Source organism: Amycolatopsis pithecellobii, assembly GCF_009707865.1.
GTDB lineage: Bacteria > Actinomycetota > Actinomycetes > Mycobacteriales > Pseudonocardiaceae > Amycolatopsis_E > Amycolatopsis_E pithecellobii.
Window position 1 is genome coordinate 25,080 of the sequence record NZ_WMBA01000044.1, and the last position, 13,379, is coordinate 38,458.

Annotated in this window: 16 protein-coding genes and 1 pseudogene; 9 read left to right on the top strand and 8 right to left on the bottom strand. The window is 64.4% G+C overall.

Translation table 11 applies throughout. The features are described from left to right. Nucleotides 1–473 precede the first annotated feature (473 nt). Together GKO32_RS24710 and GKO32_RS39295 are read left to right on the top strand one after the other, a co-directional pair. The gene (locus tag GKO32_RS24710) at nucleotides 474–812 is read left to right on the top strand and encodes a hypothetical protein (protein ID WP_154759296.1); all 339 of its coding nucleotides are present in this window, start codon (nucleotides 474–476) and stop codon (nucleotides 810–812) included. 101 nt (nucleotides 813–913) lie between these two features. After that, nucleotides 914–1,144 carry a hypothetical protein gene (locus GKO32_RS39295; RefSeq protein WP_246244630.1) on the top strand — a complete coding sequence of 77 codons (231 nt, stop codon included), beginning with the start codon at nucleotides 914–916 and terminating at the stop codon, nucleotides 1,142–1,144. Nucleotides 1,145–1,164: 20 nt separating this feature from the next. Here the strand turns inward: GKO32_RS39295 and GKO32_RS39300 are convergent. Beyond that, nucleotides 1,165–1,377, bottom strand: a pseudogene (locus tag GKO32_RS39300) (ATP-dependent DNA ligase); the annotation flags it as partial. 511 nt (nucleotides 1,378–1,888) lie between these two features. Here GKO32_RS39300 and GKO32_RS24720 point away from each other — a divergent pair. The 5 genes from GKO32_RS24720 to GKO32_RS24740 all read left to right on the top strand — a co-directional run bounded on the left by GKO32_RS24720 (nucleotide 1,889) and on the right by GKO32_RS24740 (nucleotide 4,676). Beyond that, nucleotides 1,889–2,554, top strand: coding sequence for a hypothetical protein (locus GKO32_RS24720; RefSeq protein ID WP_154759298.1), 666 nt, complete (start codon nucleotides 1,889–1,891; stop codon nucleotides 2,552–2,554). Continuing rightward, entirely contained in the window at nucleotides 2,551–3,585 is a 1,035-nt protein-coding gene (locus tag GKO32_RS24725; RefSeq protein WP_154759299.1) for a hypothetical protein, read from the top strand. Before GKO32_RS24720 ends, GKO32_RS24725 begins: the two co-directional genes overlap by 4 nt. Before the next feature lie 146 nt (nucleotides 3,586–3,731). Continuing rightward, nucleotides 3,732–4,010 carry a hypothetical protein gene (locus tag GKO32_RS24730; RefSeq protein ID WP_154759300.1) on the top strand — a complete coding sequence of 93 codons (279 nt, stop codon included), beginning with the start codon at nucleotides 3,732–3,734 and terminating at the stop codon, nucleotides 4,008–4,010. Then, a complete protein-coding gene (locus GKO32_RS24735) occupies nucleotides 4,007–4,477 on the top strand; it encodes a hypothetical protein (protein WP_154759301.1) in 471 nt (156 codons plus the stop codon). Before GKO32_RS24730 ends, GKO32_RS24735 begins: the two co-directional genes overlap by 4 nt. Nucleotides 4,478–4,487: 10 nt before the next feature. Next, nucleotides 4,488–4,676, top strand: a complete 189-nt coding sequence (locus tag GKO32_RS24740) for a hypothetical protein (RefSeq protein ID WP_154759302.1) — start codon at nucleotides 4,488–4,490, stop codon at nucleotides 4,674–4,676. 92 nt (nucleotides 4,677–4,768) lie between these two features. Here the strand turns inward: GKO32_RS24740 and GKO32_RS24745 are convergent, their stop codons facing one another. Beyond that, nucleotides 4,769–5,314 carry a TetR/AcrR family transcriptional regulator gene (locus GKO32_RS24745; RefSeq protein WP_166459717.1) on the bottom strand — a complete coding sequence of 182 codons (546 nt, stop codon included), beginning with the start codon at nucleotides 5,312–5,314 and terminating at the stop codon, nucleotides 4,769–4,771. 175 nt (nucleotides 5,315–5,489) lie between these two features. Here GKO32_RS24745 and GKO32_RS24750 point away from each other — a divergent pair, with 175 nt between their 5' ends. After that, entirely contained in the window at nucleotides 5,490–5,741 is a 252-nt protein-coding gene (locus GKO32_RS24750; protein WP_154759304.1) for a hypothetical protein, read from the top strand. A 26-nt stretch (nucleotides 5,742–5,767) separates the two neighbouring features. Here GKO32_RS24750 and GKO32_RS24755 read toward each other — a convergent pair whose 3' ends face one another. From GKO32_RS24755 to GKO32_RS24775, 5 genes are all read right to left on the bottom strand, one after another. Further along, nucleotides 5,768–6,649, bottom strand: a complete 882-nt coding sequence (locus tag GKO32_RS24755; RefSeq protein WP_246244601.1) for an SAM-dependent methyltransferase — start codon at nucleotides 6,647–6,649, stop codon at nucleotides 5,768–5,770. Between the two features lie 315 nt (nucleotides 6,650–6,964). Then, on the bottom strand, nucleotides 6,965–7,180 hold the full coding sequence (locus GKO32_RS24760) for a DUF397 domain-containing protein (RefSeq protein ID WP_154759305.1): 216 nt from the start codon (nucleotides 7,178–7,180) through the stop codon (nucleotides 6,965–6,967). Continuing rightward, nucleotides 7,177–8,028 carry a helix-turn-helix domain-containing protein gene (locus GKO32_RS24765; protein WP_166459718.1) on the bottom strand — a complete coding sequence of 284 codons (852 nt, stop codon included), beginning with the start codon at nucleotides 8,026–8,028 and terminating at the stop codon, nucleotides 7,177–7,179. The genes GKO32_RS24760 and GKO32_RS24765 overlap by 4 nt, the downstream gene beginning before the upstream one ends. Nucleotides 8,029–9,498: 1,470 nt before the next feature. Continuing rightward, entirely contained in the window at nucleotides 9,499–10,944 is a 1,446-nt protein-coding gene (locus tag GKO32_RS24770; RefSeq protein WP_154759307.1) for an MFS transporter, read from the bottom strand. 133 nt (nucleotides 10,945–11,077) lie between these two features. Beyond that, on the bottom strand, nucleotides 11,078–11,800 hold the full coding sequence (locus GKO32_RS24775) for a hypothetical protein (protein WP_154759308.1): 723 nt from the start codon (nucleotides 11,798–11,800) through the stop codon (nucleotides 11,078–11,080). A gap of 695 nt (nucleotides 11,801–12,495) precedes the next feature. On the opposite strand from GKO32_RS24775, the gene GKO32_RS24780 reads away from it, so the two are divergent. Further along, nucleotides 12,496–12,795, top strand: coding sequence for a helix-turn-helix domain-containing protein (locus GKO32_RS24780; protein ID WP_154759309.1), 300 nt, complete (start codon nucleotides 12,496–12,498; stop codon nucleotides 12,793–12,795). A gap of 101 nt (nucleotides 12,796–12,896) precedes the next feature. Here GKO32_RS24780 and GKO32_RS24785 read toward each other — a convergent pair whose 3' ends face one another. After that, a complete protein-coding gene (locus tag GKO32_RS24785; RefSeq protein WP_154759310.1) occupies nucleotides 12,897–13,265 on the bottom strand; it encodes a hypothetical protein in 369 nt (122 codons plus the stop codon). Between the last annotated feature and the right edge of the window lie 114 nt (nucleotides 13,266–13,379).

Sequence of the window (13,379 nt, forward strand, 5' to 3'; positions counted from 1 at the left end):
TAATCTTGATCGTTGAGACCAAGATCACCTACGAGACACGAAGAGGGAGGCAGTGAAAGAAGAAGCGCCCGACAATTGGCGATGAATTGCACTCGGAAACGAGTGAATGTGATTCCATGCCGTTTCAGCTGCTAAAATCGAATGCCTTTTTCTTTGCGTCATTCGGGCGATGGGCCTTCCGTTCGCATCGCGCGCTGAATAGTGCCAAACGGCGTTCAATCATCCACTTAGCAACGCGTTAGCCAGGTCCGCCATGTCTACACAGTATGAACCCCGCTGTAGTCGAGAGGTCGACCAGTATGGCCAGGTAACGTGCTGGTCATGCCTCATACCCCGCCAGCAGACACCCGTAGAGGAGGAGTGGCGTGAAGACCTGGACGGTCACCCGCTGTGCGGTCAGTGCGCTGTCGACGAAGGCGTTGCATTCGATCCAGATGATTTCTACACGTTCGCTAGCGGAGAGCAGCAATTAAATGGCGAAGCGATACGGCCTAGAGTTGACCCAGGGGCACATCATCAACATTTTGATCGCTGTCGTGGCCAAGCAAGGTGGTCGCGTCCAGATGACGGCTGAAGAATTGAATGCCGCCGCCCCTAACCCGTTAGTCGGCAATGGCCCCAGCCAGCAGTTCAGCCTTCGCGTGTACACGGAGGAGCCATACGAGGGTGCCGTGCCTCCCCGGCCGGACCATCCGTTCATCGTGGAGATCGTCGAAGAGTCGCCGTCGACCGATGCCTTGCGTGCGCAGATCCGACGGCGCGGACGTATGGAGATCGGGCTTACCCGAGGCCACGGGGCATGGATCTCCTAGCCGGTCGAGGCCATGTTCCGTACCGGAGCCCCCGGCCACCATCGAACCTCCCCTCATTGCGGCTAGGGGCTCGACCCCACGAACGACGCGGGGTTTTTGAAATGTCTAAGGAAGACTACCGCCGCATCATGGCCGCATTCCGTGGTCAGACGTATGGCAGCCAGGCACGATCATCCGTCGCGGACCTCACCGACAAGGACCGCCTGCGTGACGAGCTGGACACTGAGAACGCTTCGTGGCAGCCCGCTATCTCTGCGACCGAATACGACGAGGTCGTCGATCCGTTCGAGGTGGCTTTCGCCAGCCATCCGAACGGCCAGCCGTACAGCTGATGGGGCACCCCATCGAGAACCGCGGCCCTGCCGGTCAGGGCGTCGGCGAACACCGCGGCCAACTCGGGGAAGGCCGACGTGAGGTCGTTGCCGTTGCGGCTAGTCGGCTTGGTGGTGCCGTTCGGTGCGACCGTCATGAAACACCGAAAACCGTCCCACTTCCACTCACGCAGCCAGCTGGCCCCCGGGTAGGTCGCCGTCGATGCCAGCATCGGCGCGATGGCGTAGGGCATCCCGGTGACATCGACGTCACCCGGGCCCGCATCGCTTGACGGTAACCCGTTTGGCCTAGTGTCAACAATTGACGATCATTCCGCCCGGTCCGTTGGCGGCACGAGATAGAGCCCGCTCGTTTCGCCGTTTCGCGACGGCCGAGGCCACGCCCCTCAGTGTGCCGAAATGGCTTTGGATCAGCTTGACGGTCAGCGAGCCCGCCAATTACCTGCCGAATCCACACAAAATTGTGTCACATGTGACGCACAGTTTAGTAAGGACTCGGCTTTGCGGGTGAACGGCTTGTTTCAACCAGTAACATCGACTAGCGTCACTTGTTGGCGGTACAAGGTCATTGACCAGCAAGTTTGCCCCTTTTTGCCGGTTGATGGCCAGGTGCTGCCAGCCCTCCCAGTCGGTCGTCGTCCCGCTCTCCCCCTCGGGCGGGACGACGACCGCATTCCTGTCTTCGAGGTGGATCCACCAGGTGAAACGGAAATGGTTTTCAGGCTACACAGAAGGGATACCGGAATGAGCATCGGCACGCATTCCTCCGCCCGGCTGCCGGTAGACGTGCGGTACATCGACCTGGCCCGCCGCTCGTATCCGCGGCCCTGGTGGCGGCTGGACGCGTCGGACGAGGCGCTGGAATCGTGGCAAGTGACCGCGAGCGTGCGCGAGTCGATACCGTGCCCGACGCCGCACGTCGCGGATGTACTGCTCGATCTGGCCACCCTTGCGCCCGAGGACGGGCTCGCCGACCTGGGGATCGGGAACGACCTGACCGTCGAGTACATCGTCGAGACGCTGTTCACGAGCACCGGTGCGCTGCGGTTCGAGGTCGACACCACGATGCCGGACGGCCCGGCCCGCATGGTGGTACTGCGCAGGATCGAGGTCGAGCCGGCGTGGCGCGGTCACGGCCTCGGTGTCGGTCTCCTCGCCGCGTCGCTGGCGATGATGGGGCCGTTCGCCCGGTTCGCGGTGTGCCGGCTCTCGCCCGTCGACTGGATCGAGCTCGTGCCTGACCGGGTGTCCGCCGAGCTCGCGTGCGTGCGGGCGGTGTCTCTGATCGAGAAGGTCGGCTTCCGGCCGTGGCGGGGGATGCACCTGGTCAACCTGCACGACGCCGACCTGCGCGGAGACCCGATGGCCCCCGTGTGGGACCCATATCCACGCCCGGAGGGCCGGGTATGACCGAGGAGACCGAGGATCAGCGGCTGTTGAGGACGATGCTCGCGGCCTCGGACACCTGCGTGACCGCGACGTGGGAGAACGACCTCGACACGGTGCACACGGTGCTGCTCGACGTGAGCAGTGAGCAGAGCCCGCTACTGATCCTGCTCCTGCGGCACTGGGCGTACCTGCTGGGCGAGTTCAGCCACGGCGAGCTGCCCGGTGCGCTGGTCGCCGGCCCGGTCGACGACTTCGACCTCGAGCTCGCCGACCTGGTCCTCGCTGGCGGCATCGACGTCGGCGACCTGGTCGCCGAGATACTTTCCCGAGGAACCACACGTGACAACGTCACCCGTGACGCCACGTTCGGCACGATGCTGGCCGGGCACGGTGAGGACGCGAAGGCGACCACGGTGATGCACCTGCTCGGCGCCGCCGCCGCCCACGACGAGGACCAGATGCGGGCCACGCTCGCCGTGGTGGACGTGTGGGACCGCGCCGATCAGCAACAACTCGCGCTGATGCTGCTCAGGATGGTTGCCCAGGACTTGCCTCGCACCGTGGTGCCGTCGCGGTACGTGCGGCTGATGGCCGCGCTCACCGCGGTGATGGTCTCGATCGATCGTCAGGACCTGCTGGACCTGGCGACCCCGCTGACTCGGCTGGTGGCGCTGTACTGGGCTCGACAGGAACTGGAGGAGCTGGTCCTGGCGCACGCCACTGTCTCGCACCTCGGCCTCGCATTCTCCAGCCGCCCAGCACGCGCGACCGCGGCGATGATCCTGGCCCGGCTGCTGGGCCGCGCCTACAACCCGGGCGAACCAGTCACCTCCACCCACGGATCGGTGACCCACTCCGACGCCAGCACGTTGTCACCGGACCTGGACCAGCTCGCCACTGTGGAGATCATCTCCTGCCGGCTGATAGCCCGAGCGGCCGCGGGCGAGACCGCCACGATCCCCGACATGTTCGGTGAACTCACCGGCCACGACGAGGCCCAGGAGTTGTGTGTGCTGATGTTCCTGACCCGCTGGGTCGCGCACGTGACCTAAAGGCAAAGGACAGCGCACGGCGAGATCATCGTGAACCCGGAGGCGACTCCTCCATCGCGGAAACGACCGGTAACCACACTAGAAAAAACACATTCGCGAGTTGTCACGCCCTTGAAATGCTCAACCTCGATTCAACGGAGAAGAGTATGTCTACGGACGACCCCACGGAGGAACCTTCCTACCTGAGCGATGAGGTCCTCGCCGAAGCCGGACTGAACACTCCCGGCGACAAAGCGATGGTCAAATACAGCCACTACCGGAATATTGGCTTGTCGCAAAAAGAAGCACGAGCCAAGCTCGCACCGGGCGAATTGGCCGCAATGGACCAGGCACTAGAGCGAATCCATAATGATCCTGCGGAACAAATACGGTCCATTTCCGGGCTGATGAACACCTTTCAAAACGGTGGCAGTGACGCCCAATGACAGATATGCAGAAACCGGAACCCGCGATCGATGACAAGTTTCGCAAAAATCTAGAAAATCTAGAAGAGTGGGCAAAAAGAGAAGGCATCGACCCCAAGGCAGACTTCGCCAGGTCAATGACGGAACTGGAGAAAAACGGCCCCGCCCCCGAGATCGAGCTTCCCCCACAAAAAGTCACCCAAGAAACCGCGCACATGTTGGCAGAGTATCTCGGGGAACCGATGAGGTTGCATACGCATCGATGGAAGGATGACAGCGAGTCAGCCAGTTTTGCCAGCGGCACTTTAATACGAGTCGAGACCACGTCAGCGAATACACTGGTAATCGCTCTACTGCCTTCAAAGAAATCGTGTGTGACGACAGAGCTAACAGCCAGGTTAGACCACGATTCGTTGTTCCGGTGGAATGACACAAAAAAAGATTGGTGTCACATCGAGTATCGATATGTATATAATAACGACCACTAAGGCAGCCGCGATGTTCCGCAAATTATGGCAACGAATCATGTCTATCCTCATGGAAAGCCCGGAGCTCAGCGACGGTGCCGAGGTCCTCGTTCCCCGATTCATGAACAAACACGAATGGGCACTGAATGAACAGCTACGTTCGCAGCTGAGGCCGAACGACGATCCCGACGACACGCCACCGCCCAAGGATGCGGCATGACGGCGGCCGCCGAGCTATCCGGCGGTCACGCGGCCCCTGCGCTCCCCTTCGGGTTGAGCGCAGGGGCTTCTCACGCTGATGGAACGGCACGGTTACCGGGTGGCTCCCAGGCCGCCGATGAGCAGGGACACGGCATTACGGAAATCGTCGGCGCCGCTGTCGAGGGCGATCTCCGAGCAGATCGCCCGCACGAACAGCTTGGCCGCCCATGCCGCCCCGGTGTGCCCGGCAGCGGTCAGCACCTCGGTGGCGTAGGTGATGACCTTGAACCGGTCCGGGTCGGCCGACGCGGTGATCGCGAGCTGCCCGGCCACGCCACGCAGCGGCAGCAGCGTGTCCCGCATCCCGGCGGCCAGCTGGGTCAGGGCCTCGGCCCACGAATCCTCCGGTCCCAACGGCGGCGGTAGCGGCACCATGTCCGCGGCCCGTTCGACGATGGCGGCACGCAGCTTCTCCCGGTTGCCGATGTGGTGATAGATGACCGTGGGGTTGCAGCGGAGCCGCTCAGCAACCTCGCGCATGTGCAGGCCCTCGAGACCGTGGTCGACGACCACCTCGAGCGCCACGCCGAGAACGACATCGGGCGTGAGACCGATGGCCGTCGTGGCGCGCCGCCGGGATGGGGGCGTCGTAGTCACCAGCGAAACGATACGGGCCGGGAACGGGTCCCACGAGCGGTGTCGTACGCGTCCCGGCGTCCACGTTCGCTCCACCTCACCGGGACACCGATGAGGGTGTTTCGAGCTAGCAGAAACGGAACGAGGTAAGCGACACTGTCACGCGTGACACCGTCACTCGTGATTGGCAGCCGGCATGAGCTCCTACCTGGAACACCTCACCAACCCGGCTGTGGAGTTCTACGACGCCCATGACTGCTACCTGCTCGCGCATGAAGCGCAACGCCTGGCCATCGGCATCCGTGAACAGGTGAACCGCTGGCGAGTCGCGGACCAGCCCGACCTGGAGTCACTGGCCCGTGAGATGGGTGCCTTAGCCGACAAGCTGCACGCTCGCGCCAATACCTTCCGGGCCGCGGCGAAAGCCAAGGAACGGGGGACGAGGTGAGTGTGCCAGGCGGCATCGCGCTCGTGTCAGGGCTTACGCGCTAGCCCGGCGATGGCCTGCGATCGGCTGGCGTCCATCTCGCCGACCAGGGACTCCTGCTCCAGACCGGGCATGGTCCACTCCGGAGTCCACACGAGGCCCGGAGGGTCGGCCAGTTCCCAGTCCCCGAAGAAGTCCCGCACCTGCGCGCGCGTGCGGGTGCGGGCCTTGGACGTCGCCGCGTCGTAGTTCTTCAGCACGTTCTCCAGTCGTGCCTTCGCGTCCACCGACATGTGCTCGGTGCTGGCGTGGGAGATGGCCAGGCACGACCCCGACGGCAGCAGCTCCCGGAAGTAGCGCACCGCCTGGTCGGCTGCGGCGTCATCAGGCACGAAGTGCAGCAGCGCCACCAGCAACAGCCCGACCGGCCGGCCCAGATCGATCAGCCCGGTCTCCCTGATGGCGGTCCACAGCTCCTCGTAGCGCAAGAAGTCCCCGTTGATCGGTACGTTGCGCTCGAGCTGGCCGGACTGTTCCAGCAGCAGATAGGCATGCGCCGAGGCGACAGGATCGTGGTCGGCGTAGATGACGTGGCACTCGCCCGGCGCGAACCGCTCGGCCAGCTGGTGCACGTTGCCCTGGGTCGGCAGCCCCGAGCCGATGTCGATGAACTGCCGGACACCCTCGTTGATCATGTACTGGACGGCGCGGGCCAGGTACCCACGGTTCTGCCTGGCCGCCCACGGTATATCCGGCAGGAGCCTGATCTGTGCGTCGGCGAAGTCCCGGTCTACGGCGTAGTTCGAGTTGCCGCCCAAATACCAGTCGTAGATGCGTCCCTCGTGCGGCTTGTCCGTCGACGCTTGGAACAACCGCCGTGCCTCATCCTCCGACATGGCCCGTATCGGCTTCCCCACCGTGTTGTCCATGTGCTGGATCCCCTTCACTCGCCGCCCCATCACAGGTGCATCGGACGCTCAGTCTGCCGGGTAGTTCCCTCACCGGCACACCGGCCGGGAACCCCAACGGGGCACAGCCGGCGAAGCGTCATGGTCGGCTGGTGACGCGGCCGATGTCATCAGGAGACATCTGGGTGGCCTGTGCTGGCCCGGTCGCGACCGTGTCCTGCCTTGATCTGAACGCGGTGTTGCCGGTCGGCCAGCTTGCCACCCCGGGCTCACCGGTCGCGGTGTGGCCCGTCCTGTGGTGCCAGCGAGTCCCGCGGCCAGCCGCGGGACTCCGCATCATCCCGCTGCTTCCCGGTTCGGCAGGTCCTTCGCGGACTGAACCAGCGCCGCGAACCCCGGCTGGCTCATGCGGAGCGCGCCGCCGGCACGGTTTTTCGAATCACGCACCAGCACGTGCCCCTCACACAGCGCCACCTCGACACAATCACCCTTCGCGTCGCTGTAGGAGGACGTCGTCCATACCAGCCCCTGGGGCAGATCCTCGTACCTCATCGCAGGCGCGCGCCGGCGTTCACGATCAACTCGCGCGAGGGTTCCGGCTTGTAGGCGAGGGCTGCGATGCGGTGGAACTTCTCGCGGTACTGGGCGATTTCGGGTTTCGTACTGAAGTAGGTTCCCTCCAGCGGGCCGTCGCTATAGGCGAGCGACGGCGCGAACGGCAAATCGGGCAGATCGAGAATCAGGAAACTACCGTGAATACCCGGGTGAGGCCCGGCTGCGGACGGCACGACCTGGATCGTGATCCAGGGGCGAGCCGCCAGCTCCGCCACCCGGGTCAGCTGTTCCTGCGTCACCTCGACACCGAAACGGCACTGATACAGCACCGCCTCCTCGATGAGCCAATGCACCGTCGGCGGGGTACGGCGGTCAAGAACCTGCTGCCGGGTGGCGCGCAGCTCGACACGAGCCCGCACCTCCTCATCGGACAGCTCCGGCATCAGGTCCCGGATCAGGGCCTCGGCGTAGGCGCGGGTCTGCGCCAGGCCAGGGACCACCCCCGCCTGGTATGCCACCACCTCGTCAGCCACCCGCTCGGCGGCGAGCATGAGGTTGAACCACGCCGGTGCGGCGCCTTCCCACTCCTTGAACCAGTCCTCGCCAAAGTCGGCCGCATCACGCAGCCGGATCATCTCCGGGACGCGCTGGCCCACGCCGAAGAACTCCAGCATGATCTCCAGATCCGGTGCGGAGGGCAGGTTTCGGCCCCGCTCGATCTGCGCCACGTAACTACGATCGCGCCGCAGACGCTGAGCAACCTGCTCCTGAGTCAGATCGAGCCGTTCCCGCAGAGCACGGAGTTCACCGGGGATGAACCACCGGAGCAGCGTAGGAGAAGCCAATGCGCGCAAACGTTCCTCCGGTCCGCTGGCCGACCAACCGTACCGGCCTCCTCAGGAGAAATATCACCGCAGACCGCGACGCACCAATGTACGTGTGACCTTGTCACGCGTGACGTACACGGCAGCGGTCTTGCAGCCCTGTGAAGTGGGGAAATAAGGAAAACGTCTCCTCGGTAGCAACGTGCGAGGTGACGACGTAACGCGTGACGATCCGAACATCAGTGAAGCCTGGAACGGCTCGACCACAGTCACGGGTGCGCTGCACCTACGTCGGGCAAACGGTGATCAGAAGTACTCGTAATTCTTGGGGTGTCGGGAGTGATGCCGAGTGCGGTGTCGATGTCCTCGTCGGTCACCTTCGGGAGGCCGAGGTGGCGTTGAAGGAGTACGGGGCGATGCGCCGGACCGTCTATGCCGCTCGGGTGCCTGTCGGACCCGGTCTACCGGCTGGCTACTCGGCCTTCACTCACAAGAGCGCCGCCAGTGGGTCCTGCACGCCAGCTGAGCGAACAGGTAGTCCTTTCGAGCGTGGCATCTGTTGTTGAGAGCCCAGTCACGCGATCTGCGTCACATAAATGTTGGGCAGCGGGTGGCCTGAGCTGGGCATTTTCATCACGTTGTTGACGAGGAAAGTGACTCCTGCCACATACGATGGGGGAGCCTTATCCGGTGTCCCCTTTTCAGGGGGTCAACGCAAGGCTTACAGTGACGCGGCTTCCGGATACGGATACATATTGCGGGAGCAGTAACGCTGCTGGTAGATCACGTGACGTTGCGAACGAGTACAGGAGGGCCGACCCGCTGGCTGCGGGCCGACCCGATGCACATCAGATCAAAAGTGGTGCACTTCGTTCGCCACTTGCAGAACCACCAACGTGATTCTCGCGAGGAGCAGAACTACCTGCAGTGCCGCGAGGGAGCGCTGGGCCGGATGGTTGCCTGCCAAGGCCCGGCGTTCCTCAACTCGGTTCTGATACCACTGCGTCAGGCGGGCGATTACTCGCGCCGCCCGGCTCCGCCCCTTCATAGGGCACAACCCCTCTCTCTTTGGTTATCCACTCCCCCCGCGGGTAGGACGGATATCGAGAGAGGTCACTGGTGGGACCGTCATCGAGCAGTAGAACCCGCACAGGCTCTACCTGAGGGCGAACCTTACGAAACCCGGGCGAGGGAAGCGAAAAATTGGCCCCGTGACCTACGTCACGATAAAGGCTCGATACGACCTGATATGAACTATTTCCCCAGGTCCGAATGGGTCGACCGCACCCATTTGGGTATTGAAAAATTCACTGATCGTGAGGTGTGTGTCACGTCGCAGTGGCGCAATTAAGGCGTGCCCCCGACCCCGAGCGTTTCCGCTCGCCCGACCAGCGAGCAAGTCGTACGACCCGGCCTCGGCCGCTTCCACCTCGCCGTGGCCTGCTGGCCGGCCTCCCGCAGAGACCATGAGCTTGAACAGAACGTGGGCGGTCACACGGCGTCAGTCTTGCGGGTGTTGGCGGTGAGCAGCCCGAGCCCCGCCGCGCCGAGGATGGCGATGCAGCTGACCAGCAAGGCGAGACGGAATCCGGCGGTCAACGCGTCGAGGGGCGGCTCACCGGCGGCGAGCAGGTCGGTTGTGCGCGACGTCGCGACGGTGGTCAGTACCGCGATACCGATCGCTCCGCCGATCTGTGTGGAGGTTTGCACCAGCCCTGACGCGAGCCCTGAGTGATCGGGCCCTACTCCTGCTGTGGCTGCGTTCAGAACTGCCACAAAAACGAGACCGAGCCCCACCGAAAACCCGATCAATCCGGGCAGGAGATCTGCCACGTAGTCGCCGTGCACCGGCAGGAGAGACAGCCACCCGACGCCGGCGGCCGCGAGCACCAATCCACCCACGATCACTGGCCGAGTCCCTATCCGCGGAATCAAGAACGTGGTCGCGACACCGATGCCGAGGACGACACCCACCGTGGCGGGCAGGTAGGCGAGACCGGTCTGGAGTGCGGAGTATCCCAGCACGGACTGCATGTAGAGGGTGACGCAGAAGAACATCGAGAAGAGGCCGGCGATCGCGACCGCCTGGGTCGCATTGGCGGCCACGAGTCCGCGGACCCGGACGATGGACAACGGGACCAACGGTTTCCCGCCGCGGCGTTCGCAGCGGCGTTCATTCATGGCAAAGCCACACAGGAAGGCCGCCGCGCCCGCCAGGCGGGCGATCGTGATCGAAGCCCCCCAGCCAGCCTGGGGCGCTTCGACCACGGCCCATATCAGCAGCCCCAGTCCACCGGTGCTGAGCAGGGCACCGTAGATGTCGAAGGTCCGCCACGGCGCGCTTCGTCGATCGTCGGGCAGCAACCGAAAGATCCCGGTGAGGATTACCACACAGATGGCCGGGTTGATCAACAACACCGACCGCCACCCGGCCGTCTGCGTGAGCCCACCACCAAGCAGGACTCCGGCCGTCGTGGACACTGCGAGGATGCTGCCCCAGGCGATGATCGCTCGAGGCCGATCGGAGCCGAAACTGGTCAACACCAGGGAAAACGCCGCTGGCGCCATCGCCGCGGCGCCCGCGCCCTGGAGAACGCGGGCACCGACGAGCACCCCCGCGGTGGGGGCGAGCCCACCGATCAGGGATGCGATCGCAAACACAGCCACGCCGACGGCCAAAACCCGTCGTCGCCCTAACAGGTCCGCCGCGCGGGCGCCCAGCAGCAAGCCACCGCCGTAGGCCAACAGATAGCCGGACACCACCCACTGCAAACTCTGCTGAGAAAGGCCGAACCGGGCCTGAATCGCAGGCATCGCCACATTGACGATCACCGCATCAATCTGATCCGCGAAGCCCGCCGCACACAGCAGCACCAGGGCCAATCTGCCGGGCCAGGTCGAGAGAACAGATGCAGGTGGATTTTCCACGCGAGTCATCACAAAGGTGCTCTTTCTCAAGTACTTCGACTTGATCTGTCCCCAGTAGCGATTCCAACTAGCAGGCCTGCCCGAAGGTGAACCCCGAACGAGGTTCCGCGCGCCCGATGGCGCATGCAGGTGGGCCGCGCGCTCAACCCGAATACCAACGGGCCTTTGACACCGAGTCGTGGTGGGTCACCATGCGGCCCGCCCGCCGGGTGGTCAGCCGTTCAAGCAGCCAGCTGAGCACGATTTCGGTGTTGAGGGCGCGGTAGGCGGGATCGGTCAGGCTGGCCAGGTGGTAGCCGCGGTATTCGCCGAACCCGGCATTTTCCAGCATGTCGGCCTCGACGGTCGCGAGGCGTTCGCGGTCGCTGGGGTCGGGGAACCGGCGTCTGCGTACGTCGGTGTGCGGGTCGGTGTTGACCAGCGCGACCCGGGCAAACGATGTGCATGCATCGAGCGCGGCCGACAACAGCGGCGCGTACAGGTCGTCCTCGCGCCAGGCAAACTCGAGCTTGATCTCGCGCACCACGACCGCGGCGGCCGGTCCAGGAGACAGCGCTGATTCCAGTTCGTCGATCAGCCGGCCGGTCGTCGGGTCCGCCGCGATCTCGGCCAGGAAGTCCAGCGTGGCCCCTAATTCGGGCAGGGCGAGCTCGGCGGAGTCCGGCCAGTCGCGGCGGAGGTCGACCTGCAGCAGCGACACGTGCCCTACCTCGCGCTGCACGATGTCCAGGTTCCGCGCCAGGGACCGGTCAACGTAGGCGGTGATTCGCCATGGTGTCAGCGCGGGGTACGGGTCGGTGACCGGCAGAAGCCACCGGTCGTGCTCCACCCGTGACGCGATCGCCAGTGGGTCAACCCCGTCCATGGCGGCCTCTGTCGGTGTCGTGCTGGAGTGGCTCGGTGATGCCGGCCGCGGCGGGTCCGCGGTGGTCGAGGTGGCCGGGCGTGGTGCCGGCGAGGTGGGGGACGGTGGCCCCGGTCCGCTGAGTGGGGGAGGGCGCAGCGGACGGGCGTTGTGGGGCCACCGTCTTCGCTGCCCACCGCGGCGCACCGGGGGGTACGACACGCCGATCGGGGGAGCGAGTTTCGTGAGTCATTGTCGACACCAAATCTATGTCATTTTATAGGTCAGTAGCTATGTGTGGGCTGGGCAAGATGACGATCTGTTCGATGTCTTTCCTGGTCGGGCACGGGTCAGGTCGTCGGCACGAGGGGCACATGCCGGAGCTGTCCGGGGCGTGTCGGCGGTAGGTCAGGGCGACTGTCTCGCTGAGAGTTCGCAGCATTCCGGGCGTGTGGGTGAGGAAATAGCGCAATGCCGCATCCTCCGTTTCGGCAGGATCAGCGCTGGTTATCAGGTTCGCCGTCGTGGTCACGGCCCGCAGATACGACCAGATGTCACGCTCGTCGCCCAACTGGGACACGGGCCGTGAGTGTAGTGTTCACAGGTCTCCATGAGCAAAATATGGGTCACATACGGCGTGTTTCCGGCCCAGATCGCGTTCCTTGCGTGATCCATGAATAGGCCACGCGATCTGCGGGCCAGTACGCTCCTACGCCGTGGCGGGCAGCAACGACCAAGATCAACTGAATGACTTACGGAGGCGCTCGGTCGGCGCCCGCGTCAAGATGCTGCGGGTGTCGCAGAACCTGACGCAGCAGCAGCTCGCCGATCTCGCCGGGCTGCCCCGAAGTGCGATTTCGTCGCTGGAAGCCACCGGCCGCAACATCACGCTCGACACCCTCTACGGCATCGCCGATGGACTCGGGGTGCACGCGGCCAGCCTGCTCGACGATCGCCTGTTCCGCCTGCCTCGCCACCCTGACCCGGATGCTGAGCGCAGTACCGTGCGGCGCTGAGGGCGCGAGCCCGCCGGCCACGCCGCTGCGTTCGCGTGGCGCGCGTGAGGACAGACCGGTCGTCCCGTTCCCGGTTCCGCCCGCCGGACCTGGTTCCCCGCTCAGTCGGCCGATGCCAGGGTGCGGGCGGCGTCGAGACATCCAGGTTTGCACCCCACCAGGATCTCCACGCAGTCCTGGCAGATCGGCTCGCCTGTCGAGTCGAACACCCACACGGCCTCCTGTTCCTCTTCACTCTGAGACCACGCTCCGCATTCGACGCAAAACACGTCAATGCCGGCGGACACGAGGCGCAGGCCGCCAGGACTGAGCTTGGTGACCAAATTGCAGGTCGCCAGTTTTCCCCCACCTGCTCGGTACTCGACAGGGGCGCAGGAGCATTGTTCCGGGCTGCCCACGACGGATTGTCGTTCTGAGAATGGGCATCCATGGCGCACCTCCTTGTGCTCCGCAGACTTCTGCACCGTCACACAAGGAACCCCCGGGTCACAATATGACCTTTATATAGTTCACTCAAATTGCCGAGTCCAGCGTTCCGCCAGATGAAATCGACACGTGCGCAGGGTGCCCAACGCTCCTCACGG

What these genes read in the sequence shown, in the direction of transcription:
- GKO32_RS24710 (WP_154759296.1), top strand. Translation starts at nt 474, where the DNA reads ATGGCGAAGCGATACGGCCTAGAGTTGACCCAGGGGCACATCATCAAC.
- GKO32_RS39295 (WP_246244630.1), top strand. Translation starts at nt 914, where the DNA reads ATGTCTAAGGAAGACTACCGCCGCATCATGGCCGCATTCCGTGGTCAG.
- GKO32_RS24720 (WP_154759298.1), top strand. Translation starts at nt 1,889, where the DNA reads ATGAGCATCGGCACGCATTCCTCCGCCCGGCTGCCGGTAGACGTGCGG.
- GKO32_RS24725 (WP_154759299.1), top strand. Translation starts at nt 2,551, where the DNA reads ATGACCGAGGAGACCGAGGATCAGCGGCTGTTGAGGACGATGCTCGCG.
- GKO32_RS24730 (WP_154759300.1), top strand. Translation starts at nt 3,732, where the DNA reads ATGTCTACGGACGACCCCACGGAGGAACCTTCCTACCTGAGCGATGAG.
- GKO32_RS24735 (WP_154759301.1), top strand. Translation starts at nt 4,007, where the DNA reads ATGACAGATATGCAGAAACCGGAACCCGCGATCGATGACAAGTTTCGC.
- GKO32_RS24740 (WP_154759302.1), top strand. Translation starts at nt 4,488, where the DNA reads ATGTTCCGCAAATTATGGCAACGAATCATGTCTATCCTCATGGAAAGC.
- GKO32_RS24750 (WP_154759304.1), top strand. Translation starts at nt 5,490, where the DNA reads ATGAGCTCCTACCTGGAACACCTCACCAACCCGGCTGTGGAGTTCTAC.
- GKO32_RS24755 (WP_246244601.1), bottom strand. Translation starts at nt 6,649, where the DNA reads ATGGACAACACGGTGGGGAAGCCGATACGGGCCATGTCGGAGGATGAG.
- GKO32_RS24760 (WP_154759305.1), bottom strand. Translation starts at nt 7,180, where the DNA reads ATGAGGTACGAGGATCTGCCCCAGGGGCTGGTATGGACGACGTCCTCC.
- GKO32_RS24770 (WP_154759307.1), bottom strand. Translation starts at nt 10,944, where the DNA reads ATGACTCGCGTGGAAAATCCACCTGCATCTGTTCTCTCGACCTGGCCC.
- GKO32_RS24775 (WP_154759308.1), bottom strand. Translation starts at nt 11,800, where the DNA reads ATGGACGGGGTTGACCCACTGGCGATCGCGTCACGGGTGGAGCACGAC.